Origin of the sequence: uncultured Pseudophaeobacter sp. (genome assembly GCA_905479575.1) — a bacterium.
Lineage (GTDB): Bacteria > Pseudomonadota > Alphaproteobacteria > Rhodobacterales > Rhodobacteraceae > Pseudophaeobacter.
On record CAJQNB010000019.1, the window covers coordinates 25608 to 47130 of the forward strand.

At 60.3% G+C, this 21523-nt stretch carries 23 protein-coding genes; 13 read left to right on the forward strand and 10 right to left on the reverse strand.

Features of this window, described 5'->3' with window-relative positions; translation table 11 throughout:
* Positions 1–98 precede the first annotated feature (98 nt).
* The 7 genes from QZ268_RS07310 to QZ268_RS07340 form a co-directional block, all read right to left on the reverse strand.
* On the reverse strand, positions 99–1424 hold the full coding sequence (locus tag QZ268_RS07310) for a pitrilysin family protein (protein ID WP_295450307.1): 1326 nt from the start codon (positions 1422–1424) through the stop codon (positions 99–101).
* Positions 1421–2785, reverse strand: a complete 1365-nt coding sequence (locus QZ268_RS07315) for a pitrilysin family protein (protein WP_295450309.1) — start codon at positions 2783–2785, stop codon at positions 1421–1423. The genes QZ268_RS07310 and QZ268_RS07315 overlap by 4 nt, the downstream gene beginning before the upstream one ends.
* A gap of 332 nt (positions 2786–3117) precedes the next feature.
* Entirely contained in the window at positions 3118–3639 is a 522-nt protein-coding gene (locus QZ268_RS07320) for a DUF3035 domain-containing protein (RefSeq protein WP_295450311.1), read from the reverse strand.
* 55 nt (positions 3640–3694) lie between these two features.
* Positions 3695–4180 carry a signal peptidase II gene (gene lspA, locus QZ268_RS07325; RefSeq protein WP_295450314.1) on the reverse strand — a complete coding sequence of 162 codons (486 nt, stop codon included), beginning with the start codon at positions 4178–4180 and terminating at the stop codon, positions 3695–3697.
* An 18-nt stretch (positions 4181–4198) separates the two neighbouring features.
* Complete coding sequence (gene purH, locus QZ268_RS07330; RefSeq protein ID WP_295450316.1) at positions 4199–5788, reverse strand: bifunctional phosphoribosylaminoimidazolecarboxamide formyltransferase/IMP cyclohydrolase; 1590 nt, start codon at positions 5786–5788, stop codon at positions 4199–4201.
* A 31-nt stretch (positions 5789–5819) separates the two neighbouring features.
* A complete protein-coding gene (locus QZ268_RS07335; protein WP_295450318.1) occupies positions 5820–7574 on the reverse strand; it encodes a heparinase II/III family protein in 1755 nt (584 codons plus the stop codon).
* Positions 7575–7680: 106 nt separating this feature from the next.
* A complete protein-coding gene (locus QZ268_RS07340) occupies positions 7681–8943 on the reverse strand; it encodes a transcription antitermination factor NusB (protein ID WP_295450320.1) in 1263 nt (420 codons plus the stop codon).
* Positions 8944–9058: 115 nt separating this feature from the next.
* Here QZ268_RS07340 and QZ268_RS07345 point away from each other — a divergent pair, with 115 nt between their 5' ends.
* Together QZ268_RS07345 and QZ268_RS07350 are read left to right on the forward strand one after the other, a co-directional pair.
* The gene (locus QZ268_RS07345; protein ID WP_295450322.1) at positions 9059–9271 is read left to right on the forward strand and encodes a DUF1674 domain-containing protein; all 213 of its coding nucleotides are present in this window, start codon (positions 9059–9061) and stop codon (positions 9269–9271) included.
* A 28-nt stretch (positions 9272–9299) separates the two neighbouring features.
* Positions 9300–9632 (forward strand): antibiotic biosynthesis monooxygenase, encoded by a 333-nt coding sequence (locus tag QZ268_RS07350; protein ID WP_295450324.1) that lies wholly within the window; start codon positions 9300–9302, stop codon positions 9630–9632.
* A 110-nt stretch (positions 9633–9742) separates the two neighbouring features.
* Here QZ268_RS07350 and dapB read toward each other — a convergent pair whose 3' ends face one another.
* On the reverse strand, positions 9743–10552 hold the full coding sequence (dapB, locus tag QZ268_RS07355) for a 4-hydroxy-tetrahydrodipicolinate reductase (protein WP_295450327.1): 810 nt from the start codon (positions 10550–10552) through the stop codon (positions 9743–9745).
* A gap of 111 nt (positions 10553–10663) precedes the next feature.
* Between dapB and rbfA the strand changes: the two genes are divergently transcribed.
* The 8 genes from rbfA to QZ268_RS07395 all read left to right on the forward strand — a co-directional run bounded on the left by rbfA (position 10664) and on the right by QZ268_RS07395 (position 15997).
* On the forward strand, positions 10664–11059 hold the full coding sequence (rbfA, locus tag QZ268_RS07360; RefSeq protein WP_295450330.1) for a 30S ribosome-binding factor RbfA: 396 nt from the start codon (positions 10664–10666) through the stop codon (positions 11057–11059).
* A gap of 44 nt (positions 11060–11103) precedes the next feature.
* Entirely contained in the window at positions 11104–11823 is a 720-nt protein-coding gene (locus QZ268_RS07365) for a phosphodiester glycosidase family protein (RefSeq protein WP_295450333.1), read from the forward strand.
* A 105-nt stretch (positions 11824–11928) separates the two neighbouring features.
* Positions 11929–12843 carry a tRNA pseudouridine(55) synthase TruB gene (gene truB, locus QZ268_RS07370; protein WP_295450336.1) on the forward strand — a complete coding sequence of 305 codons (915 nt, stop codon included), beginning with the start codon at positions 11929–11931 and terminating at the stop codon, positions 12841–12843.
* A 71-nt stretch (positions 12844–12914) separates the two neighbouring features.
* Complete coding sequence (locus QZ268_RS07375) at positions 12915–13421, forward strand: DUF1643 domain-containing protein (RefSeq protein ID WP_295450339.1); 507 nt, start codon at positions 12915–12917, stop codon at positions 13419–13421.
* Between the two features lie 176 nt (positions 13422–13597).
* On the forward strand, positions 13598–14713 hold the full coding sequence (locus QZ268_RS07380; protein ID WP_295450342.1) for a calcium-binding protein: 1116 nt from the start codon (positions 13598–13600) through the stop codon (positions 14711–14713).
* Between the two features lie 227 nt (positions 14714–14940).
* On the forward strand, positions 14941–15210 hold the full coding sequence (gene rpsO, locus QZ268_RS07385) for a 30S ribosomal protein S15 (RefSeq protein WP_009810119.1): 270 nt from the start codon (positions 14941–14943) through the stop codon (positions 15208–15210).
* 170 nt (positions 15211–15380) lie between these two features.
* The gene (locus QZ268_RS07390) at positions 15381–15662 is read left to right on the forward strand and encodes a DUF6525 family protein (RefSeq protein ID WP_295450348.1); all 282 of its coding nucleotides are present in this window, start codon (positions 15381–15383) and stop codon (positions 15660–15662) included.
* A 167-nt stretch (positions 15663–15829) separates the two neighbouring features.
* Positions 15830–15997 carry a hypothetical protein gene (locus tag QZ268_RS07395; protein ID WP_295450351.1) on the forward strand — a complete coding sequence of 56 codons (168 nt, stop codon included), beginning with the start codon at positions 15830–15832 and terminating at the stop codon, positions 15995–15997.
* Positions 15998–16028: 31 nt separating this feature from the next.
* On the opposite strand, the gene QZ268_RS07400 is transcribed toward QZ268_RS07395, so the two are convergent.
* Positions 16029–17384 (reverse strand): pyridoxal-dependent decarboxylase, encoded by a 1356-nt coding sequence (locus QZ268_RS07400; RefSeq protein ID WP_295450353.1) that lies wholly within the window; start codon positions 17382–17384, stop codon positions 16029–16031.
* 58 nt (positions 17385–17442) lie between these two features.
* Here QZ268_RS07400 and QZ268_RS07405 point away from each other — a divergent pair, with 58 nt between their 5' ends.
* Positions 17443–17769 (forward strand): metalloregulator ArsR/SmtB family transcription factor, encoded by a 327-nt coding sequence (locus QZ268_RS07405; protein WP_295450356.1) that lies wholly within the window; start codon positions 17443–17445, stop codon positions 17767–17769.
* Here QZ268_RS07405 and QZ268_RS07410 read toward each other — a convergent pair.
* Positions 17766–18194 (reverse strand): PACE efflux transporter, encoded by a 429-nt coding sequence (locus QZ268_RS07410; RefSeq protein ID WP_295450358.1) that lies wholly within the window; start codon positions 18192–18194, stop codon positions 17766–17768. The two genes, QZ268_RS07405 and QZ268_RS07410, sit on opposite strands and share 4 nt — an antisense overlap.
* Positions 18195–18501: 307 nt before the next feature.
* Here QZ268_RS07410 and pnp point away from each other — a divergent pair, with 307 nt between their 5' ends.
* Both pnp and QZ268_RS07420 read left to right on the forward strand, forming a co-directional pair.
* Positions 18502–20634 (forward strand): polyribonucleotide nucleotidyltransferase, encoded by a 2133-nt coding sequence (gene pnp, locus QZ268_RS07415; RefSeq protein WP_295450361.1) that lies wholly within the window; start codon positions 18502–18504, stop codon positions 20632–20634.
* A gap of 164 nt (positions 20635–20798) precedes the next feature.
* Positions 20799–21512, forward strand: a complete 714-nt coding sequence (locus tag QZ268_RS07420; protein ID WP_295450364.1) for a glycosyltransferase family 25 protein — start codon at positions 20799–20801, stop codon at positions 21510–21512.
* Positions 21513–21523: the final 11 nt, after the last annotated feature.

Here is a 21523-nt window from a genome sequence, read left to right on the forward strand (position 1 = left end):
AAAGCGCGGGTGCAAAACAACAAGGCCGGGGAAATCCCCGGCCCTGAACGCTATGCTGTGTCGCCTTTTGTTGGCCCTACGCCTGAGCGCTTGACCCGTCAGGGGCTGGCGATCAGCCCCTCAGGTCGGCCAACCACAACAAAATGTAGCGCCTCGGGCAGCAGAATTTCACTGGCCACCTGATTGATCTCCTCCAGGGTGACCGCGTTGACCTTATCATTGCGGGTCTGGACATAGTCGATGGGCAGGTCATCTATCTGCATCCCCACCAGGATTGAGGCAATCCGGCCATTGCCGTCAAAGCGCAGCGGATAGGCCCCAGTGAGATAGGTCTTGGCGTCTGTCAGCTCTTTCTCGGTGACGCCATCGCTGGCAAGCCGCTGCCATTCGCCCTGAATTACCTCCACCGCTTCGGCCATTTTGCCATTCGCAGAGCCCAGCTGCCCCATATAGACAGAGGCCAGATCCTGCGGCACCAGATAGGAATAGACCCCATAGGTCAGGCCCCGCTTTTCGCGCACCTCTGTCATCAGGCGACTGTCAAAGGAGCCACCGCCAAGGATCTGATTCATGATATAGGCGGCAAAGAACCGGGGATCATCCCGGGTGATCCCCATATGACCAAACAGCGCCACCGATTGCGGCGTGTCGTAATCAACAATGCTGATGCCGCCAGAAATCGTCACCTCGGCCGGGCCGGGCAACGGCGCGCCCGTAGGCGCCATGCCCCCCAATAGCCGGTCCAACAGCGCGCCCAGCTCATCTGGGGTGATATCACCGACAGCACTGACATAAAGCCTGTCGCGGGCAAAAACTGCCTCATGGGCGGCAAAGACATCCTGACGGGTCAGCGCGGAAACACTGTCTATGGTGCCCTTGCCGGAGCTGCCATAGGGGTGATCGCCATAGGCCATTTCGGCAAAGGCCCGACTGGCGATCTTGTTGGGGTCTTTCAGATCCGACCGCAGCCCGGCCAACACCTGCGCCCGCACTCGGTCAAGCGCATCCTGATCAAAGCGCGGCTCTTGCAGGGTTTGGCGCAGCAAACCCACAGCCGCATCGCGGTTTTCACTGAGAAACCGCGCCGAGACCGACAGGCTGTCCCGGTCAGCGTCATAGCCAAAGCTTGCCGCCAGATTTTCAACCGCACGGGCATAGGCCTGCGCCCGCATCTCGCCAGAGCCCTCTTCGAGCAATCCGGCCATCATATAGGTGGCGCCGCGTTTCCCCGGCGCATCCAGCGAAGTGCCGCCGCGAAAGCGCAGTTCAAGCGCAGTAAAGGGGATCGAGTGGTCCTCGACCAGCCAGGCGGTAATCCCGCCGGGAGAGGTCACTTCGTTGATTTTAATCTCGGCCTGCGCGGGCAGGACCAACAGGGAAACCCAGGCAACAACTGCCATCGTCAAAGCTGTAAGACGCATCATTCGCCCTCCTCCTGCCGCATCATCCAGCCCGTCACCGAGGCCTCGGGGCGGAGCAAGTTTTGCGCTGCGGCAATGATTTCATCCGAGGTGACAGACTGCAGTATCTGCGGCCAGTCCTGTACATCCTGCACCGTCAAGCCCGAGGTCAGCGCCCGGCCATAGCGATTGGCAATCCCGTCCACATTATCGCGGGCATAGATTTCCGACGCACGCAGCTGCAGCTTGATCCGCTCCAGCTGTTCGGCATCGACGCCCTCGGCCAGGAAGGCACTCACGGTGGCATCCAGCGCCGCTTCGGCCTGGTCCAGGCTGACGCCCTCGGCAGGTACAATCAGAAAGTCAAAACTGGTCTTGTCCAATGACACACCCGAATAAAACGCCCCGGTATAGACCGCGACCTGCTGGTCAAATTGCAGCGCATTGGACAGGTAGGAGGTGGACCCACCCCCCAACAGCTCTGCCAGCAGATAAAGCGCTGCCGCCTCTTCCTGGGCTCCGGCGTTGCGCTCGGTTGCCAGATAGGAGCGCTGAACATAGGGCTGGGCCACGCGGGGATCGCGAAAGATCAGCCGCCGCTCGGCGTTTTGCGGCGGCTCTTTGCTGCGGGCCCGCACCTTTGGCAGATCAGGGTTGGCCGGAAGGCTGCCATAATAGGTCTCGGCCAGGGATTTGACCTCTGCGGGGTCAACGTCCCCTGAAACCACCAGAATGGCGTTATTGGGCGCATAGAATGTGCCGTAAAAGGACAGGGCATCGTCGATGTCCAGAGCTTCCATCTCGTGGCGCCAGCCAATCACCGGCTGACCGTAACGATGGTTGAGATACTGCGCCGCGTTCAGCTGCTCGCCAAATAGTGCACGGGGATTGTTATCGGTGCGCTGGTTGCGCTCTTCCAGAATGACTTCCCGCTCGGTGACAATCTCTTCTTCGGAAAGACGCAGATTGACCATGCGGTCGCTCTCCATCCGCATCATCAGCTCTAGCCGATCCGAGGCAACGCGCTGGTAATAGGCGGTGTAATCGTAGCTGGTAAAGGCATTGTCGCGGCCACCATTGGCCGCCACGGTCGCCGAGAGCTCACCAGGGGCAAGGGTATCGGTGCCCTTGAACAGAAGATGTTCCAGAAAATGCGCCACCCCGGATTGACCAATGGGTTCATCCGCGGAGCCGGCGCGATACCAGACCATATGCTGCACCACCGGCACCCGGTGATCCTCGACGACGACAACTTCCATGCCATTGTCCAAGGCAAAACTGGTCACCATATCATCCGGTCCCGCAGCGCCATCCTTCGTGTCGGCCAGAGCCGCCGTCAGGCTGAAGCTTAGCACGGTGGCCGCCAAAGCAATCCTTGGGAACATTCGGCACTCTCCTCATTGTTGACCTTGCGGCCCTTGGGCCAGGCCCCATATTTGGGGCAGCCCTGTACTCTATTCAACCTACGCCCCTGACATCTGGGCGCAAGCGACACTCTCGCAAAGGTGAATACTGGCAGAGCCTCTTGCCCCAGCCCATTTCCAGCCCAATTTCCGTCGTCATGACGGTAGCAAGACCGGGTGAATCATAGATGAAACACCGGGAAATGAAGCAGCCGAGACAGCAGCGCCAGACAGACCCGCTAACGCATACGGGGCCGCGCAAGCAGCCCCATCAAGCCAGGTCAATCAAACCCATTTCAGTAGAGAAAACGCCGTTATTCTTCGTTCCGGGGCGGTGCCGAAGGTGTTGCAACCCCAGCCCGGCGAAAGGCTTCATTGGCCGCAAAGGGATCAAGCGTTTGTTTGGAATAGATCTGTTCGTAGCGATCAACAGGCGCAATCTTGATCCGCCCACCGCGACGTCTGCGTTTGAGGAAAGCTGCGTCCTCGCTGGCCAGCACCTGGCGCACATCCGCGGACACACCATAACGGCTGGAGGCGGTGACCAGACCAGAATCGCTGGCAGGGATCGCGTTGCCGGGCAGCAGGGCAGCAGGTTTGCCTCCCAAGGCAACAACAGCCTCGGCCTGCGGGTTCACATCACTGCGGTTTTGCCCACCCGGAGTTGGGGTTGGCAGGGCAGTATAGTTCTCAGGGGCGCTCAAAGGTTTGGGCGGTAAGACAAGGAACTCATCCGGTCCGGTGCCGGTACTGCGGATATCCCGCAGCTCTTTTCGGCCGCAGCCAGATACAGCCACAGCACAAATCAGACCGATAATCGCCAGAGGAATTCGCATTTCCCCAATACTCCCGACAGTTTCAACGCGGTTTTAGCCTATTTCCCAATGGAGGTCACGCAGGCTTTTTGATGCGCCCCTCAAACAGGATCAAACCCGCTGCTCCGGCAAAGATGAACACATCCGCCAGATTAAAGACATAGGGATTGTTCAGCCCACAACAGGACATGTTGAGAAAGTCGAGAACATAGCCATAAAGCAGACGATCGGCAACATTGCCAAGCGCACCGCCAATGACCAGCCCCGCAGAGACCTGCATCAGGGCGCCCTTGTCGCGCCCGCGCCCGATCCACAGCACCAGCGCCAGGCAAATCGCCAGCGACAGAGCAATCAAAATCCAACGGGCACTCTCGGTGCCATCGCCAAACAAGCCAAAATTAATGCCGGTGTTTTCGCCATAGCGAAAATTCAGCAGCGGCGGCAGCACATCAATGCTGAGACGCCGTGACAGGCCCATCCAGTGGATGACCAGGTATTTGCTGGCCTGATCCAACAGAAAGGCCCAGAAGGCGCCCCAAAATATCATACGTGCTGCTGCCATGTGTTGCTCGTGTCTGGTTTAGTGACGGAAGTGGCGCATGCCGGTAAAGACCATGGCGATGCCCTGGGCATTGGCTGCCGCGATCACCTCATCGTCGCGCATCGAGCCACCGGGCTGGATCACGCAGGTCGCGCCTGCAGCCGCCGCTTCCAGCAGGCCATCCGCAAAGGGGAAGAAGGCGTCTGAAGCCACAGCCGATCCTTTGGCGAGGCTTTCGTCCAGGCCCAGCTCATCCGCCATGCGCTGCGCCTTGGAAGCGGCCACATTGGCACTGTCCAGGCGGCTCATCTGGCCGGCGCCGACGCCAACGGTGGCATTGCCTTTGACATAGACGATGGCGTTGGATTTGACGTGTTTGGCAACCTTCCAGGCAAAGAGCAGATCCTGCATCTGTTCCTCGGTCGGTGCTTTTTCGGTGACAACCTTCAGATCATCCAGGCCGACATAGCCCACGTCCTTGTCCTGCACCAGAACACCGCCGCCAACCTGTTTGTAGGCGGTTTGGGCCGCGCGGGTGTCTGGCAGACCATCGGTCAGCAGCAGGCGCAGGTTTTTCTTGGCGGCAAAGATCGCCTTGGCCTCATCCGAGGCACCGGGGGCAATCACCACCTCGGTGAAGATCTCGACGATTTTGGTGGCGGTTTCTGCGTCCAACGGCTGGTTCAACGCCACAATGCCACCAAAGGCAGAGGTGCGGTCGCAATCAAAGGCCTTTTGGTAGGCCTCTGTCAGCGTGGCGCCCTTGGCCACACCGCAGGGGTTGGCGTGTTTGATGATGGCCACGGCGGCGGTTTCAGCCGGGTCAAACTCGGCAACCAGCTCATAGGCGGCGTCGGTATCGTTGATATTGTTGTAGGACAGTTCCTTGCCCTGCAACTGCTGCGCGGTGGCAACGCCGGGGCGGTCGGTGCCATCGGTGTAAAAGGCCGCTTTCTGGTGGCTGTTCTCACCATAGCGCAGGGTCTGTTTCAGCTCACCGGCAAAGGCACGGCGACGGGGCGCTTCCAGCTCCAGCGCGCCAGCCAGCCAGGTCGACACAGCCGCATCATAGGCCGCGGTGCGGGCATAGGCGATTTGCGCCAGCTTACGGCGGTATGCGGGGTCGGTGGCCCCGTTGTTCTGGTCCATGTCAGCCAGGACCGCGTCATAGTCGGCCACATCCACCACCACGGTCACATCACCATGATTTTTTGCAGCGGCGCGAATCATTGCCGGGCCACCGATGTCGATGTTTTCGATGCAGGTGTCATAGTCGGCACCCTTGGCGACGGTTTCCTCGAACGGGTAGAGGTTCACCACCAACAGGTCGATGGGGCCAATGCCGTGCTCGTCCATGGCTTTGACGTGATCGGCATTGTCGCGCAGCGCCAGCAGCCCGCCATGCACCATCGGGTGCAGAGTTTTCACCCGGCCATCCATCATTTCAGGAAAGCCGGTGATATCAGCCACATCTTTGACCGTGAGGCCCGCCTCGCGCAGGGTCTTGGCGGACCCACCGGTGGACAAAAGCTCAACGCCGCGGGCGCTCAGCGCCTTGCCCAGATCGATGAGACCGGTCTTGTCGGATACGGAAAGCAGGGCGCGGCGGATGGGGGTCTGGTCGGTCATGGCAGGGCGGTCCTTTACAGGCTCATTAGGCTCAGTCAAAAATTTCGGGCTCATCCCGATTCAGGTCGCGCACGGCAATCGCAGTCTCCTGCGCCTTGCTGAGCGTCCACCGGACGCGTGTCGCATACTCGATTGCGCGACCAGATAAAACGATCTGCTTTGACGCACGAGGCTTTAATCGCGTTTTTTCCAGATAAACACTAGGTTCCAGCTTCAAATCGCAGCTGCCGTCGTGGCGAAACACCCAAATCTCGCCGCTCTTCAGTGCCATCGACACCGCCGAGCCCCCCAGATCCAGCGCAGAATCCACCTCAGGGTGGAGATGCAAGCGCAGCTCAAACCCGACGCCCTTGGTCCCCGAGTGATCCAGCACCTTGGAAAAGACCCGTTTGGCCGGGTCTTCGATGGCCACCAGCAGATCTTCGCCAGACAGGCTGCGGCCATCATCCGACAGCACCAATGTGCGGGCATGGGTCAGGCCAAAGCCTCGCAGATAGCCGTCATGCCCGCCCTGAAAGCGATGACCTTCGGCCTGCTCATCCAAAGCGACCTGCACCTCGCCGGGGCCTTCCACCAGCAGTTCCTGGCCAGTGGTGCGATCCGGAGCCGCCAGTCGGGCGCTGGAATGCCCTGCAAGACACAGGGTTGAATGCGACGGCGTTGCCCGCCCGGCGCGACGCCATTCCAGACCAAAGGTCTCTCCCGAGCCGCAGTTGACAATCAAAGGCCGCCGCCCCGAAGTCAGTTCAAACGCCAGTGTCGATGCATGGCCATTGCTGGAGGCCGCACCCTGTGGGGGCACCGCAGCATCAATCACCACAGAGGTTCTGCGCGCCGCCAGACGGGCATACCCCATGGCCAGCCCGTCACGGTGATCTCCTGTCACGTGGCTGGCCGCCAGGGCATGATCCAGCCAGCCTTCCAAGCCACGCCCGCCACCATGAAACCGCGCCAGCCCGCCATCCGCATGACGCAGCGTGCGCAGCGCCGGGGCAATCCGCTCGATCGCCGCTGTCTGTGCCGAAGGCACCGTGCGACCGGCCTCATGCAGGGCGGCGGCGGCCCAGGTCAACAGGGTAAAGACTTCCAGCAGCTCTTCGGGATTGCGCGTCGGCACGCCGCCCTCGGCATCTATCTGGCGCTCGCATTCCGCCGCCAGGGCCCGGATCGCCGGATCCGCCAGCTCTTCGCGGCCCTGCAGCGCCAGACCGGCATAAATCAGGCCTGTCAGGGCCTCAAACCGGGGCAATCCCGGCGAGGCTCCCTGCCAGCGCTGGGACAGAAACCAAGTCTGCTGCGACAGGGACTGATAGAACACTTCGGTCTCGGCGCGGTCTTTGCTGCTGAGCAGGAACAGAGCATGGTTGATCCAGCGGATCACCCGGCGCCCGGTCAGATCCGGCGACCAGGCCAAAGCCGCCCCCCGCCCATTGCCAGCGCCATGGGTTTCGATCCAGCCCCAGACCCATTTCTGCGCCTTGACCCGTGCCCTGATATCGCCAACCGCCGCCAGATCATCGAGCCAGCCAAAGCCCTGACGTTCCGCCTCAAAGGCCGCATCCGGTGCGTTGACGTCCCACAGGCCGGTGGTTTCTGATTCGACCAGATAGCCGGCAAACAGCAGATTGCCCGCCACCAACTGGCGGCCACGGGCAAAACTGCCAATGGTGCGAGGTTCGGGTTGCGAGACAAACCCGGTGGCTGCTGGCTGCTTACGGGCGCGCCAGGCGTATAGCCTATTCATCATGCGAGTCCCGCGACCCGCTACTCTGTCGTATCTGGACATGCTCTCTGCCTCACGCCTGTGTGCCTGTGATTGGCCGACGTTTTGGCAAAAGGATAGCCGCCTTGGCGCATCAAGTCACCGATGAAAGCGACCTCACGGTGCAGCCCTAGGCAGATTTGCGCAAAAGCGCCATGTAAAACCCGTCTATCCCGCCCTGCTGGGGCCAATAGTCTGGCCGCAGACGCAAGCCACCTTCTTCGGTGATCCAGGCCGGATCAATCCCCAGCGGCGGCAGCACATCGCGGTCCACGGTCATATCCGGGAACATCTCCAGCGCCTCCTCTACTTGGCACTCGCCCTCATCCGGCAGCAACGAACAGGTGCAAAACACCATGCGACCACCGGGTTTTACCAGGCTCCAGGCATGGGCCAGCATCTGCGCCTGCAGCTCGATCAGCGCACCAAAGGCGCTGCCGTCTTTGGCATGGGGCAGGTCCGGGTGGCGCCGAATAGTGCCGGTTGCCGAACAAGGCGCATCCAGCAACACCGCATCAAACTGCCCGTTCTGCTCCAACGCATCCCCCACAACCAGATCAGCTGTCAGCCCGGTCCGGGTGAGGTTTTCCTGCAACCGTTCCATCCTGGCGGCCGAGGTATCCACGGCCGTCACGCTGGCACCGCTGGCCGCCATCTGCATGGTCTTGCCCCCAGGTGCAGCACAGAGATCCAGCACCCGCTCGCCCGCTTTGGCCTGCAACATCTGGGCGGGCAAGGCGGCGGCAGCATCCTGCACCCACCAGTCACCTGCACCATAGCCGGCCAGGGCCGAAACCTGACCGGCCTCTTGCAACCGGAGTGATCCTGTCGCCAGGGCAGTCCCGCCCAACGGCGTCAGATCCGCGCCCGGCTTGCCGGTGATATCCAGGGGCGCCCCGGCATAGTGCGCAGCCTCGATCTCCAGCATCGCCTCAGCCCCCCAGGCCTCCGCCAGGGGCTTGCGCAGCCATTTGGGCAGGCGCGGCACCCGCAGCTTTGCCCATTCCGCCGGGCCTTGCTCCGCCACTTTGCGCAAAACCGCGTTGACCAGGCCTTTCAGCTGTCCATGGCGGCGATGCTTAGAGATAATTGCCACCATATCGTTGACCACACCATGCGCCGCCGCCCCGTGGCACAGCTCAACCGCGCCCAGACGCAGCGCATTCTGTACGGTCAGCGGTGTCGATTTCTTCAGGTGTTTTTGCAGCACCCGATCGGCGCGTTCCAGGCTGCGCAGGGTTTGCAGGGTCAACCGCTGGGTCCGGGCGCGATCTTCGGGCGTCAGACGCTCCAAGGCGCCCGCCGCATAACATTCCGCCAGAAGGCGCCCTTCACCCAGAACCTGATCCAAAAGATAGATCACCGTACGGCGGGCCTGAGTTCCATCGGACATTGCTGCTCTCCTTGGCATAGACGCGCGCCCCGCTTGCCACAGCGCCGACGCCAGAGGTGGCTTGTCCCCACCAAAAAGGGGCGTATATCATGGCCACAGCATAAAGGAACCCGCCATGAGCGCCGAAACCCCGCCCGCCAAACAGGCTGAACCAACCATTGATCCCGATCTGCCCGCCGCCGCCCAGCGCGCCCTGGCAGAAGCCGCCGAACGACGCAAAGCCGCAGAGGCCAAAGCCAAGCCACCGGTAGAGCTGGGCGGGCGCGACGGCCTGGACCCGGCCCGCTACGGCGACTGGGAAAAAAAAGGCATCGCCATCGACTTTTGAGGCCCTGTTTTTGCAAGGATCACCGCTGATGATTCTGGAAATCCGCCGCTACACCCTGCACCCAGGCCAGCGCGAGACCTCTATTAAGGTCTTTGAAGAGATGAACCGCGCCGCTCTGCGCGAGGCCGGCATGTTGGTCTTTGGCCCACTGCGCGACCTCGACGATCCAGACAAAGTCCATTGGATGCGCGCCTTTCAAAACCTTGAACACCGCGATGCAATCAAACAGGCCTTCTACGACGGTCCGGTCTGGGCGCAAGACGTCGAACCCTTGGTGATGCCACTCATTGCCCATTATGAGGCCTCAGTGGTGGAAACCACCCAGGGTTTTGAGGGCTTTAACGAGACCGCCTCACTCTGATCCCGGCGACAAAGCCCATATCCAGATCAATAGACTAGGGCTTTCATCTTTCTAAAAATACCTCCGCCGGAGGCAGCGGCCTGCAAAGGCCGCCCCTGCAACCTGGCCTGTCAAAGCCCCAGAACATCCAGCATGTCATATTCGCCCGGTGCCTTATCCTGGCCCCACAACGCGGCTTTCAAAGCGCCACGGGCAAAGATCGCCCGGTCAGTGGCCATGTGGCGCAATACGATGCGCTCCCCAGCGGCGGCAAACAGCACGTCATGCTCCCCGACGATGTCACCACCCCGGATGGCGCTAAACCCGATATCGCCGCGCTTGCGCGCGCCCGTAATGCCATCACGCCCAGAGTCCGAGACATCCGACAGGGTCACACCGCGCCCCTCGGCGGCGGCCTCGCCCAGCATCAGCGCGGTGCCCGAGGGCGCGTCGACCTTGTGATGGTGATGGGCCTCGATCACCTCAATATCAAAATCCTCATCCAGGGCTGCGGCGACCTTTTTGGTCAGCTGCACCAAAAGATTGACCCCCAGGCTCATATTGCCGGCCCGCACCAGAACCGCATGGCGTGCTGCGGGTTCCAGCTGGGCGATCTGCGCCTCGGACATGCCGGTGGTGCCAATCACATGCACCGCCCGTGCCTGCGCCGCCAGTTTGGAGAAGGCAAGCGTCGCCTCCGGTGAAGTGAAATCAATCACCGCCTGGGCCTTTGAAAAGGCCTCCAGCGGATCATCGGTGACCACGACACCAATGGCGCTGCCCCCCATGGCAAGCCCCAGATCCTGACCAACCCAGGCATGGCCCGCGCGTTCCACTGCCCCAACCAGCCGTGCCTTGTCGCTGTCCAGAACCGTCTTGATCAACATCTGCCCCATACGGCCAGAAGCCCCTGTAATCACGATGCCTGGTGTCTCGGTCATTGCTGTGGTCCTCGCCCTTGGATGGATGGATCGTAGAAAAACTCTGCTGGTTTTCTCCTACCCGCTTGGCGATGACTTGGCAAAGGGGTGGTTTCGGCTTAGATCCAAGATATGGCAAAGAACAAATCTCCCGAGGGGCGCGCCCCCTCCCAACGGCAGCTGCGCGTCGGCGAGCTGATCCGCCGGACCCTGTCCGAAGTCCTGTCCCGTGGTGAACTGCACGATCCCGAGCTAAACCGCATGTCGATCACCGTTGGCGAGGTACGGGTGACCCCGGATCTGCGTATCGCCACCGCCTATGTGCTGCCTTTGGGCGGCAAGGGGCAGGAGGATCTGCTCAAGCTGCTGGCCCGCAACAAATGGGAGTTGCGCACCCTTGCGGGCAAGAAACTGGGGATGAAATACACTCCCGATCTGCGGTTCCAGCTGGATCTTACCTATGATCAGATGGATGCCACCCGGCGGATGCTGGAACAAGACGCGGTGCGCCGCGATCTTGAGGATTGATCCTTAGGGCTCTCATACTGCTGGCGGCCCTCTGGGTCTTGCCAGTGGTCGGGCCTATCGTTGGACCGGCAGACGCCGGCGACAGCAGCGCGGTCAGCTGCAGCGATCTCAGCTACGAAGGCAATCGCTATACGATCTGCGACGTTGATGCGACCCGGGCCCAGCTGAAACTGTTCCTGCGCGACGACAAAGACCAGGTATTTGGCCATTTCTCCAACATCGCAAAGGCGCTGAAATCTGAAGGCAAAGAGCTGGTCTTTGCCACCAATGCCGGGATGTATCACGCCAATCGCGCCCCTGTTGGCCTGTATATCGAAGACGGCAAGCAAGAAATGCGGCTGATCCCCAATGCCGGCCCTGGCAACTTTGGCCTGCTGCCCAATGGGGTGTTCTGCCTGCGCCAGGGGCGCGCCGATGTGTTTGAAACCCTGGCTTTTCGCGATGTCGGCATCAGCTGCAACTCAGCCACCCAATCGGGGCCAATGCTGGTGATCAACGGCGAGCTGCACCCGCGATTTCTGCCCAATTCGACCTCTGCCTACATCCGCAACGGCGTTGGCACCTCAGCCGATGGCAGCCGCGTGGTTTTTGCCATTTCACGCAATGCGGTGACCTTTCACCAGTTTGGCAGCCTGTTTCGCGACCACCTGCAGCTGCCCAACGCGCTTTATTTTGATGGCAATATCTCGCGGCTGCATGCGCCGCAGATCGGACGCAGTGATGCGGGTTTCATGATGGGGCCCATTGTGGGCGTGGTTGAGTAAACCATCAGCGCCCAGGGGAGGCCTGCCCCAGTGAGCGACAGCAGAATTGACAGGGCTACTTCCTTGGGATAGGCCGCGCGCCTCACTAGAATTTAGGGAACAGGCATGGCACGCAAACGCAAAGGCCGCGATATTTCGGGTTGGCTGGTGGTGGATAAACCCGCCGGGCTGACTTCCACCGCCGTGGTGAACAAGGTGCGCTGGGCGCTGGAGGCCAAGAAGGCCGGCCATGCAGGCACTCTGGATCCCGAAGCAACCGGCGTGCTGGCCATTGCCCTGGGGGAAGCCACCAAGACCGTTCCCTATATTACCGATGCGCTAAAGGCCTATAGCTTTACCGTGCGGCTGGGTCAGGCCACCAATACCGATGACGCCGAGGGCGAAGTCATTGCCGCCAGCGAGGCGCGGCCCAGTGACGATGAAATCAAAGAGGCCCTGTCGCAGTTCATTGGCGACATCCAGCAAATCCCGCCCAAGTTTTCTGCCGTCAAAATCGACGGTCAGCGCGCCTATAAACTGGCCCGCGACGGGGATGAGGATTTTGAAATCGCCGCGCGGCCCCTGTGGGTCGAAGAGCTGGTGCTGGTGGACCGCCCCGACGCCGATCACGTGGTGCTGGAAATGACCTGTGGCAAAGGCGGCTATGTGCGCTCCATCGCCCGTGATCTGGGCGCCGCGCTGGGCTGCCATGGCCATGTAAAAGTGCTGCGCCGCATCTGGTCCGGCCCCTTTGAGGCCGCCGATGGGCTGACCCTGGACGAGGTATTGCGCATGGAGCGCACCCCCGAACTGGACACCCATCTGCGCCCATTGGAAGAGGGACTGGCCGAGTTGCCCGAGCTGAAATGCACCCCCGAAGGCGCCACCCGTCTGCGCAATGGCAACCCCGGCATGGTGCTGGCCTCAGACCTGGAATACGGCGATGAAGCCTGGGCCTCGCTGGATGGCAAGGCCGTCGCCGTGGGCATCTACAAGGCGGGCGAGCTGCATCCCTCCAGGGTGTTCGTGCAGCCCGACTGAAGCCGCCCCGAGCAAGCCCGCTCTTAACGGCTGGGCTTGCCTCGTGACGACGGGACTGGCAGGACAGCGCCATGATCACCCGCAGCCATACCAAGGGCGACGCGCCCTCCACCGCCGTCTATTCCGATTGCGAGACCTTTCGCTACAGCCTCACCCGTGTCTGGGACCCAGCGGGGCAGCGGGTGATGTTTGTCATGCTGAACCCCTCCAAGGCGACCGAAGTGCAGAACGACCCCACCATCGAGCGCTGCGAACGGCGCGCCCGCGCCCTGGGCTTTGGTGGGTTTCAGGCCACCAATATTTTTGCCATCCGCGCCACCGATCCAAAGGTGATGCGCAGGGCTGCCGACCCGGAAGGTCCCGACAACAGGGCGGCGATCCTTAAGGGGCTGGACTGGGCCGATGTGGTGATCTGTGCCTGGGGCACCCATGGCGCCCACCGCGACCAGGGCGTCGAGATCGAGACCCTGCTGCGTGCCAGTGGCAGACCGTTGCACCACCTGGGTCTCAGCAAACACGGTCACCCCAAACACCCGCTCTATATTGCCTACAGCCAACGCCCCCTGCACTGGGATTAATGCATTTTTAACGGCGGACACATGACTGAATTTACCCCAAGCCTTTGAATTTTAGCGAAAAATATCGTTTACCGATGTTCTCTATTTGTTTGGATACAATTAGGGAAAATATGGCAAACTGATCACAAATGAACGGTCAGGATGCGCCCTGCGCTGACTGGTTTTGGAGAGATGCTATGTTGTGGATCGCGGGCCTTTTGGGCCTCATGGGAATCGGTGGTGCTGCCCTGCTGGATTTTGGGGACGACGGGTCCGCAGATGCGACCGACGAGACCCAGACCTCTGGCGATGGGTCGGGTCCCAATTCTTCCGACGACATCCCAACCACGCCTGCAGATGAATTCCTGGATGGCGCGACCAGCGGCTCCGATCAGGGGCTAGAAATTTGCGATTTCATCGACATGGAAAGTGGCGATTCAACCGATCCTGATGACACTGGCGACACCGGCAGCGATACAGGACGGCGACTGATCTATGATGGTGACCAGCTCACTGGTTCCGAAATTGCGGATATCCTTGGCGGTAGCGACTTCGACGACGAGCTCCTCGGAGAAGACGGCGATGACCAGATTAACGGCTATGGCGGCAGTGATTCCATTGACGGCGGCGCCGACGACGACAGGCTGCACGGCGGGACGGGCGACGACACGCTGATCGGCGGCAGCGGCGCTGACCTGCTGCACGGCGAATACGGTGATGTCAGCCTGGCAGGCGGCGCAGGCAGCGACAGCCTGTTTGGCCATTTTGGTGCCGATACGCTGATAGGCGGCGATGGCGATGATCGGGGCCATGGCGGCCAAGGGGATGATTCGCTTAACGGTGAGGACGGCAACGACGCCCTTCACGGCAATGACGGCAACGACAGTCTGCAAGGCGGCGCCGGTCAGGACAGCCTGTTTGGTGGCGTGGGAAATGATTTTGTCTGGGGCGCCGATGATGGCACCGACGTGGATTACCTCAATGGCGGCGCTGGCGACGATACACTGGTTGCCGGAGCTGGCGATATCGTCACTGGCGGCGACGGAGCCGATGAAATCTGGACCGAAGATCTGGCTGGCAGCGGCGAAGCCGTCCAGCTGATGGATTTTGACAGCGCCGAGGATCAGCTGGTGGTGTTCTGGAACCCGGACAGCGAACCCGAGCCCGAGATTTCGATTGAGCCAGACAGTGACGACCCCGACCAGCAGATCATTCGCGTCAACGGAGCAGAGGTTTTGCGCCTCACCGGGGCCGAAGGGCTGAGCGTTGGGGATATTGCTTTGGTGGATGCCCAGCTTGGCCTCACAGTCTAGGCTGGTCGGGTCGCATGCCAAATAGGTAAGGCCGGATGATCTAGCCCGGAAAAGGCAGGCGTTTTGACTGCAATTGCAGTTCTGCTTTGCCTTTTCTTACAGTTCCGCCTATACGCCCGCATCTGCCTCGGCTTCCCAAGGGATTCGCGGCGGTTTCTACTCCATGGGCCTGCGCTGGACGACATCCCGGCCTGTGCCATCACTCTAACCTTTTAAAGGAGACCCCGATGTCGATCACAGCTGAAGAAAAAGCACGCCTGATGAAAGAATTCGCAACCAAAGAAGGCGACACCGGTTCGCCCGAAGTCCAGGTTGCTATCCTTACCTCGCGCATCAACACCCTGACCGAGCACTTCAAAACCCACAAGAAAGACAACCACGGTCGTCGTGGCCTTTTGAAAATGGTTGCTCTGCGTCGGAAACTGCTGGACTACACCAAAGGCAAAGATGTGGCCCGTTACCAGGACCTGATCAAACGCCTTGGCATCCGCCGCTAAGAATACCAATCCTTCTGGATTATCAACGCCCGCTCAGATTTGAGCGGGCGTTTTTTTGTCTTTTGTCTCCCCCCGACTCAGGCGCGCTTGCATCGGGTGGGACCGAGCGGTAAGAGGTTCTGATACGTTATAACATTTGTGTACTCATGCAGCCTCACCCTCTCCGCCATATGGCCAAACGTAACCTGGGCGAAACGCGGGTAAAACGCCGCCGACGCCGCGAAGATCCGATGCAGGTCTACGATCAATTGCCGCGCGACCTGCGCCTGTGGATGCAGAGCGCCAAATTGCCCTGGTCACCAGCCTCCTGCCGCAGGGTCTGGCTCAAAACCAAAGCCAGGGGCGACAGTCTGGAACAGGCCCTGGCGAGTCTCGACCGGGCCGAGGCCGCAACGCTGGCCCGCAGCGAAAAGCCTCTGCAGGGGCAGGCTTTGCCAGACAGGCGATCATAGCGCTGGCGGCGGCAGCACGGTGCAGAACATCTCCCAATGCGCCGCCGACCCCTACACTTTTGGATATACCCTGCCCCTATCGCTCCCCAAAACCTCCCCCTGCATATCTTAGCCGGGGCAAAGAAATCAGGTACTCAGGTCGTACAACAACTACGAGGAGACGTACCTTGACCTTTTCACTGAGCCTGCACAGATCCATGCAAAAAGGCGATTTCAAGCCTTTGATCCTGAAACGCACCAGAGCAAAAACCAGCCCGGCCCAGCCCTTGGGACCTGTCTATGGCCCCGCCACGCGCAAGGTGCGACTGCCAAAGTTCAAACAGACCGCGGTATAAGGATCGCCCCGCCCTCCTCTGCGCTATTCAGTCAGCCCGCGCCATTTGCGCCGATCCTGACCAGCAGAGAGATAAGCTGATCCACATGGCTGTCCTGGGTGCGGAAAGAGGAGAGGCTGATGCGAAAAGCCGGGCGGTCCTGCCAGATGGTTCCCCCAAACCAAGAAGTGCCGCTTTGCTGTACTTTCTGCAAAATGGCCTCGGTCGCAGCGTCATCCCCACCGCGCACCAAGACCTGATTGAGCACCACCCGGTTCAACACCTCAAACCCTGCAGCCTCCAGGGCAGCCCCAATGCGACGGGCCTGATTGTGATGGCCCGTAACCAGATCTGCGACACCCGCCTTGCCCAGGGTGCGCAGAGCTGCCCAGATCGGAATACCCCGCGCCCGGCGGGAAAACTCCAGCGTCAGGTTTTTCTGCGCATCTGCCGAGGCAGTGGAATAGGCCGCATCGCTGTTCATCACCCGGGCCAGCGCCTGGGGATCACGGCAAATGGCCATCGCGCCGTCATAAGGCGTGTTGAGCCATTTATGGCCATCGGTTGTCCAGCTGTCGGCGTCCTCGATCCCTCTGGTCAAGTCGCGCAATCCCGGCGCAGCCCGGGCCCAAAGCCCAAAGGCCCCATCCACATGCACCCAGGCCCCTGCGGATTTGGCGCCAGGGATAATCGCGGTAAAATCATCAAACTCGCCAGTATTGACCTCGCCGGCCTGCAACACCAACAGGGTTGTGGCATCCATCTCCGGCAACTGGTCCGGCAGGATCCGCCCCTGATCATCCACCGGCGCCTTGATCACCTGGTTCCAGCCAAAGCCCAGCACCTGCAGCGCCTTACGCACGGTGACATGGGTGTTGGCAGGCACCACAACCTTGACCTGCGGTGCCCCATGCAGCCCGTCATTTACCACGTCCCACCCCTGCCGCGCCAACAGCGCGGCCCGGGCAGCGGCCAAACAGCTGAGCCCACAAGCAGTGGCAGAGGTACCAAAGGCCACGGCGCTGCTGCGCGGCAAATCCAGAATATCCAACAGCCATTTGCTGGCCTGCTGTTCCAGGGCATAGGCCGCCGGGCTGCCATCCTCGGCCGAGGCGCATTGATCCCAGGCTATCGCCAGACGTTCCGCCGCTGCTGCCACCGGCAGGCTGGCGCCAATGACAAAGCCAAAATAGTTCGGCCCGTTGGAGGCCACCGTGGCCGGGGAGCCAAGATCATCCATCAAGGCAATGGTTTCCGCCGCCGGTCGCCCCTGGTCTGTCAGGGTCTCATCGAATCCCGCAAGCGCCGCAACATCCTGATCACGGGGGAAAACCCGACGTGCGTCTGCCCCCGCCACATAGTCGCGGCCGCGCCTGTCGGCTTCCTGTAGCAACTGATCTTCATTCATGGCAATCTCGTCCTATTCGATGCAATATCGAGAATATTCTATATAGAAGATCTACTATATGAACAAGTCGCTTGTCACCCACCTTGCCGCGCTGCGTGCCCTGGCCAACCCACACCGGGTTCAGATCATGGAATGGCTGCTGGATCCCCAAAGCCATTTTCCGCCGCAGCGCGATGGCGACCTGGTGGAGGATGGCGTTTGTGTTGGCTTTATCACCGACAAAACCGGCCTCAGCCAACCGACAGTGACCAGCCATATGAAAAACCTGGAACAGGCCGGATTGGTGAGCTCAAAAAAGATCAAGAACTGGGTCTTTTACAAGGCAAATCAGGCAGCGCTGCAACACATCGCCAGCAGCTTCACCCAAGCGGGCCAGACGCTTTAGTCACGGATGGGCTGCCTCGGGATGGGAAAGATCACATCATAGGCCCAGTTAAAGCAAAAGGCGTAGACGAGGTAAAATCCGGAAAAACCCAGATCCATGATCAAGGCGGTCCACAGCCCAATCTGCAAATACCAAGCGGTAAAGGGCAGCAAAACAGCCAGCAACCCGGCCTCCAGCAACAGCGCGTGCAAAACCCGCATCAGCAGCGATTTGTGGCAATGGCCAAGCCACCGCAACATGGTGTGGTCAAAGCCCAAATTATAGATATAGGTCCAAACAGTCGCGAGGCTCGCTCCGGCCAGTACCACCACACCAATCGCATGTATCTCCATGCCAAAAACCCAGGACCCAAGCGGTGTCACCGCCAATAATCCTATTACCTCAAAGCTGATCGCGTGGCGAATTCTGTCTGCTGTACTGCGCATGAGATACCTGTTGCCCTGCCCCACGGGATGCCTGTGATCGGGGCCGTCCCCTGCGCTGTCCCACCACTGTGAGGGAGGTCGTCCTCTCATCCTGGTACTATATCGCCAGTGCGAAGGGCCACAAGAGACAGCAACCGGCTCTTTTGCTTTCTTTTCGGGCCAATCTCATGTATGGGCGGCCTATCTGAGACACGTGCTTGGCTTCGACACGCGAAATAAAGATGGAAGAAGCCGGCGGCAATGCGGCCGCTATATGCAACGGGAGACCCGGGATCCGCCTGGGAGTGCTCCCAATTAGGATGCTGACATGTTCAACGTTACGAAAAAATCTATGCAGTGGGGCGAAGAGACGCTGACACTGGAAACGGGCAAGGTTGCCCGTCAGGCTGATGGCTCTGTCATCGCCACACTGGGTGAAACCAGCGTTATGGCCAACGTGACTTTTGCCCGTAAGCAAAAGCCCGGTCAGGACTTCTTTCCCCTGACAGTCCACTACCAGGAAAAATACTATGCCGCGGGTAAAGTACCCGGCGGTTTCTTCAAGCGCGAAGCGCGCCCAACCGAAAAAGAAACACTGACTGCGCGCCTGATCGACCGTCCGATCCGCCCGCTGTTTGTTCCCGGCTTCAAAAACGAAGTTCTGGTCATGTGCACCGTGCTGAGCCACGACCTGGTCAATGACCCGGACATGGTTGCAATGATCGCGGCCTCCGCCGCGCTGACCCTGTCTGGTGCACCCTTCATGGGTCCAATCGCAGCGGCCCGCGTTGGTTTTGAAGGCGGCGAATACGTTCTCAACCCAACCGTTGACGACATGCAGGACCTGCGCCTGAACCCTGAACAGCGCCTGGATCTGGTTGTTGCCGGCACCAAAGACGCGGTGATGATGGTTGAATCCGAAGCCTATGAGCTGTCGGAAGCCGAAATGCTGGGCGCGGTTAAATTCGCCCATGACGCCATTCAGCCGGTGATCGACCTGATCATCTCGCTGGCGGAAGACGCGGCAAAAGAGCCGTTTGACTTTGCAGCACCTGATTATGCAGATCTGTTTGAAGCGGTAAAAGCTGCCGGTGAAACCGAAATGCGCGCTGCCTTTGCAATCAGCGACAAGCAAGAGCGCACCAGTGCTGTTGCCGCTGCCCGCGAAACCATCAAGGCCGCTCTGAACGAAGAGCAGCTGGACGATGCCAACCTTGGCTCGGCGATGAAGAAGCTGGAAGCTGGCATTCTGCGTGGCGACGTTGTCAAAACCGGTAAGCGTATCGATGGCCGTGCCACCGACGAAATCCGCGACATCGTGTCTGAAACCGGCCTGCTGCCACGGACCCACGGCTCTGCCCTGTTCACCCGTGGTGAAACCCAGGGTCTGGTTGTGACCACTTTGGGCACCGGCGACGACGAGCAGTTCATCGACGCGCTGCACGGCAACTTCAAATCCAACTTCCTGCTGCACTATAACTTCCCTCCCTATTCGGTTGGTGAAGTTGGCCGTGTGGGCGGCCCCGGCCGTCGTGAAATTGGTCACGGTAAGCTGGCATGGCGTGCGCTTCAGGCGGTTCTGCCTGCGGCGACCGACTTCCCCTACACCATCCGCGTGGTCTCCGAGATCACCGAATCCAACGGCTCCTCCTCGATGGCCTCCGTTTGTGGTGGCTCCCTGTCGATGATGGATGCGGGCGTTCCGCTGAAAGCACCGGTTGCTGGTGTTGCCATGGGTCTGATCCTGGAAGACGACGGTTCTTATGCGATCCTGTCCGACATTCTGGGCGACGAAGATCACCTGGGCGACATGGACTTCAAAGTGGCCGGTACCGAAGCAGGCATCACCTCGCTGCAGATGGACATCAAGATCGCAGGCATCACGCCCGAGATCATGGAAAAAGCCCTGGAGCAGGCCAAAGCTGGCCGTATCCACATCCTAGGCGAGATGAACAAAGCGCTGTCCGGTGCTGCGGACTTCTCGATCCACGCGCCACGCATTGAAACAATGCAGGTCCCCACCGACAAGATCCGTGAAGTGATCGGGTCCGGCGGTAAGGTCATCCGTGAGATCGTCGAAGTCTCCGGCGCCAAGGTCGACATCAATGACGAAGGCATCATCAAGATCGCATCGCCCAACGGCGACTCGATCAAGAAAGCCTACGACATGATCTATTCGATCGTGGCCGAGCCCGAAGAAGGCAAAATCTACACCGGTAAAGTTGTCAAAATTGTCGACTTTGGTGCCTTTGTGAACTTCTTTGGCAAGCGCGACGGCCTGGTGCACGTGTCCCAGATCGAAAACCGCCGCCTGAACCACCCTTCGGATGTTCTGAAGGAAGGTCAGGAAGTGAAAGTGAAGCTCTTGGGCTTTGACGATCGCGGCAAGGTGCGTCTGTCGATGAAAATGATCGATCAGGAAACCGGCGAAGAAATGGCTCCTGAGAAAAAAGAAGACTAATCCCGTCTTCTGACAATTAGGAAAGGCCCCGGAGCAGTGTTCCGGGGCCTTTTTGCTTACAGGGGCCTCCCCGCCACTCCCCGCCACCCCGGTGAGTCCACACGCGATTCCGCCTGGCGGTCAGAACGCTTTTCTAACGCGCCTTTCTGCGGTAGATGCAGCCCATGCATTCGCTGATCATTCATATGCCTGGCAGCGGCAAACGTGCCGCCAATGTGGAGCACCTGCTGTTTACGCTCCCCGATGCCGAAGTCATTGAGGCCGTGAACGGGCGCGCGGTGGCTGCAGAGGTCAGTGACATCCTGCACCCTGGTGATCTGCACAAGCCAAGCTACCCTTTCCGCCTCTCCCCCGGAGAAATCGGCTGCTTTCTGTCGCATCGGCGCTGTTGGCAGCGCATTGTCGATGCAGGGTGGGACTATGCCCTAATTGTCGAAGATGATCTGGCGCTTGACCACTCTCTTTGGGCTGATGTGCTGACGCTGATCACAGAACAGGCCAGTACCGATAGCTTTATCCGGCTGCCAGCCAAGCGCCGGGAGGTGCCTGTGGCGCAACACGCGCAGCAGGGGGAGAGCAAGCTATTCCTGCCCAGGGTCATCGGCCTGCAAACCGTTGCACAGATCGTGGGTCGCTCCGCTGCCAAGCGGTTGCTGGCGGCCACCGAACAGCTGGACCGCCCCGTCGATACCTTTTTGCAGATGCATTGGATTCATCAGCAGCAAATCCAGACCATCCTGCCCAATGGGGTCTCGGAACAGACAGAGGCCCTTGGCGGCTCCACCATTCAAAAACGCAAATCCGGCAGTAAGCTGGGCCGCGAATTCAAACGCAGCCTCTACCGGGCGCAGGTTTCGACCCGGCCGCAAAGAGACTGATCTTTAATACG

Coding starts and splice junctions, on each gene's coding strand:
- QZ268_RS07310 (WP_295450307.1), bottom strand. CDS start 1,424: ATGATGCGTCTTACAGCTTTGACGATGGCAGTTGTTGCCTGGGTTTCC.
- QZ268_RS07315 (WP_295450309.1), bottom strand. CDS start 2,785: ATGTTCCCAAGGATTGCTTTGGCGGCCACCGTGCTAAGCTTCAGCCTG.
- QZ268_RS07320 (WP_295450311.1), bottom strand. CDS start 3,639: ATGCGAATTCCTCTGGCGATTATCGGTCTGATTTGTGCTGTGGCTGTA.
- lspA (WP_295450314.1), bottom strand. CDS start 4,180: ATGGCAGCAGCACGTATGATATTTTGGGGCGCCTTCTGGGCCTTTCTG.
- purH (WP_295450316.1), bottom strand. CDS start 5,788: ATGACCGACCAGACCCCCATCCGCCGCGCCCTGCTTTCCGTATCCGAC.
- QZ268_RS07335 (WP_295450318.1), bottom strand. CDS start 7,574: ATGTCCAGATACGACAGAGTAGCGGGTCGCGGGACTCGCATGATGAAT.
- QZ268_RS07340 (WP_295450320.1), bottom strand. CDS start 8,943: ATGTCCGATGGAACTCAGGCCCGCCGTACGGTGATCTATCTTTTGGAT.
- QZ268_RS07345 (WP_295450322.1), top strand. CDS start 9,059: ATGAGCGCCGAAACCCCGCCCGCCAAACAGGCTGAACCAACCATTGAT.
- QZ268_RS07350 (WP_295450324.1), top strand. CDS start 9,300: ATGATTCTGGAAATCCGCCGCTACACCCTGCACCCAGGCCAGCGCGAG.
- dapB (WP_295450327.1), bottom strand. CDS start 10,552: ATGACCGAGACACCAGGCATCGTGATTACAGGGGCTTCTGGCCGTATG.
- rbfA (WP_295450330.1), top strand. CDS start 10,664: ATGGCAAAGAACAAATCTCCCGAGGGGCGCGCCCCCTCCCAACGGCAG.
- truB (WP_295450336.1), top strand. CDS start 11,929: ATGGCACGCAAACGCAAAGGCCGCGATATTTCGGGTTGGCTGGTGGTG.
- QZ268_RS07375 (WP_295450339.1), top strand. CDS start 12,915: ATGATCACCCGCAGCCATACCAAGGGCGACGCGCCCTCCACCGCCGTC.
- QZ268_RS07380 (WP_295450342.1), top strand. CDS start 13,598: ATGTTGTGGATCGCGGGCCTTTTGGGCCTCATGGGAATCGGTGGTGCT.
- rpsO (WP_009810119.1), top strand. CDS start 14,941: ATGTCGATCACAGCTGAAGAAAAAGCACGCCTGATGAAAGAATTCGCA.
- QZ268_RS07390 (WP_295450348.1), top strand. CDS start 15,381: ATGGCCAAACGTAACCTGGGCGAAACGCGGGTAAAACGCCGCCGACGC.
- QZ268_RS07400 (WP_295450353.1), bottom strand. CDS start 17,384: ATGAATGAAGATCAGTTGCTACAGGAAGCCGACAGGCGCGGCCGCGAC.
- QZ268_RS07405 (WP_295450356.1), top strand. CDS start 17,443: ATGAACAAGTCGCTTGTCACCCACCTTGCCGCGCTGCGTGCCCTGGCC.
- QZ268_RS07410 (WP_295450358.1), bottom strand. CDS start 18,194: ATGCGCAGTACAGCAGACAGAATTCGCCACGCGATCAGCTTTGAGGTA.
- pnp (WP_295450361.1), top strand. CDS start 18,502: ATGTTCAACGTTACGAAAAAATCTATGCAGTGGGGCGAAGAGACGCTG.
- QZ268_RS07420 (WP_295450364.1), top strand. CDS start 20,799: ATGCATTCGCTGATCATTCATATGCCTGGCAGCGGCAAACGTGCCGCC.